The sequence below is a fragment of the Enterobacter sp. UPMP701 genome (genome assembly GCF_053709515.1).
On record NZ_JBSKJN010000046.1, the window covers coordinates 1 to 637 of the forward strand.

General features: G+C 68.8%; 1 protein-coding gene. It reads right to left on the reverse strand.

The features are described 5' to 3' along the window. The coding region (locus ACWKXT_RS24260; protein WP_454542713.1) for a lipopolysaccharide biosynthesis protein at window positions 1–578 on the reverse strand (578 nt) is incomplete at its 3' end. Window positions 579–637: the final 59 nt, after the last annotated feature.

Genomic DNA, 637 nt, shown 5'->3' on the forward strand with positions numbered 1-637 from the left:
CCGGCCACACCGAAGGTCGCCGCGGCCGGATAGACCGCGAGCAGGCTGAAACAGCCTCCGACAAGCGATGCGATGAAGACCGGCCGCGTGCGCTCCAGCGCCCGGAAGGCGCAGCCGAGGACCAGGCTCGTCAGCGCCATCGGGAAGGTGAAGGCGTACCAGATGATCACCCAGTCGAATTCGAGGATTTCGCCGCCATAGAGCTGGTGCAGCAGCCAGGGGCCGAACAGGCCGAGACCGAGAACCGTCGCGCCCCCGGTCAGCCCGGCGAACAGCATGGCGCGACCGAGGGTGCGATGGAGAGCTTGCATGCCGCCCTCGGCAAAGGCTTTCCCGGCCATCGGCGGCACGATGTTCTCCAGCGCCTCACGCACCACGTTGAGTACGGCGAGCAGGCTCTGCGCCGCCCGGAGCGCGCCGAGCACCTTCGGTCCGAACAGGCCGGCCGTCACCAGGAGCCCGCTATAGCTCAGCACCCATTGCACCGAGCCGGTCAGGACCAGCCAGCGCGCCGAGCGCCATTGCCGCGCGGTCACGCTGATCAGAATCTCCCGGCGCCACAGCAGCGGTCCCGACATGCTCAGTCCGCACAGCGTCGAGACGGTGGCGGCACCGGCAACGGCCCATAGCGCATTCG